Source organism: Rhodopirellula maiorica SM1 (genome assembly GCF_000346295.1).
GTDB classification, from domain to species: Bacteria; Planctomycetota; Planctomycetia; order Pirellulales; family Pirellulaceae; genus Novipirellula; species Novipirellula maiorica.
Window position 1 is genome coordinate 1 of the sequence record NZ_ANOG01000401.1, and the last position, 1,234, is coordinate 1,234.

The window sequence follows — 1,234 nt, forward strand, 5'->3', positions numbered from 1 at the left end:
CCGGCCGGCGACCTGGCTCGCCCGCAATACAAGTTTCGCCAGCGGGGGCAAACCGGCAAATGGGTCAGCGATATGATCCCGCATCTGGCCGAATTGACCGACGACATCGCGTTCATTCACTCGCTGACCAGCAAGAGTAACACGCACGGGCCGGCCGAGAATTTTCTATCGACGGGCAACATTTTGGACGGGTTTCCCAGCTTGGGATCGTGGGCGACGTACGCTCTGGGCAGCGAGAATGCGAATCTGCCCGCCTACGTGGCGATTCCCGATCCTCGCGGTGTCCCTCAAAATGGATCGAACAATTGGGGGCCGGGATTTTTGCCCGCCGCGTTCCAAGGGACTCCGCTGAGTTCAAGGAATCCGATTCGGCATCTGACCGCCGGCGGCATCGGTGCGGACGCCGATCGGGCGACCCGTTCGCTGTTGCAGCGGATGAACGAGCGGCACCAGGCACAAAACCCCGGCAACGGAAAATTAGCGGCCCGGATCGCCAGCTATGAATTGGCGGCGCGGATGCAATTGAGTGTTCCCGAGATCAGTGACTTGAGTACCGAGCCTGCGCATGTGCTTCGCAACTACGGAGCCGACGACGAATCGAATCCCACGCGAGCCGCATACGCACGCAACTGCATTCTGGCCCGGCGGATGATCGAGCGTGGCGTTCGCTTTGTCCAAGTGTTCAACGGTGCCTACGCCAGTGGCGGCGAGTTGAACTGGGACGGGCACAGCAAGTTGAAGGAGCAGTACGACAAGCACGCAGCGATTCTTGATCAGCCGACCGCCGCCTTGATCAAGGACATGAAGTCACGCGGGCTGCTCGAAGACACGTTGGTGGTGTGGTGTACCGAGTTTGGCCGAATGCCGTTCTTTCAAAAGGGAGCGAAGGGACGCGACCACAATCCCGATGGGTTTACGTGTTGGTTGACGGGCGCCGGAGTGAAGCCAGGCGTCAGCCACGGCGTGACGGACGAATTGGGCCAGAAAGCGGTGCAAGACATCCGCCCGCTGTACGATTTCAACGCCACGATCCTGCACCTGTTAGGCCTCGATCACGAGCGATTGACATTTGAGCACAACGGAGTCCAGCGACGGCTAACCAATGTCGAAGGCGACGTCATCCACGAAGTCCTAGCGTAAGCTGCGACATCACCCTCCCAGCTTGCGTTGGGAGGGTCGGAAAACGAGCCTATCAGCGAGCTTTCCGGGGAGGGGCCGGTGACCCTGAACTTGC

At 60.1% G+C, this 1,234-nt stretch carries 1 protein-coding gene; it reads left to right on the plus strand.

Annotation, left to right across the window (positions count from 1 at the left end; genetic code table 11):
- A partial coding sequence (locus tag RMSM_RS12975) for a DUF1501 domain-containing protein (RefSeq protein WP_040766227.1) occupies positions 1–1,140 on the plus strand: 1,140 nt, incomplete at its 5' end.
- Positions 1,141–1,234: the final 94 nt, after the last annotated feature.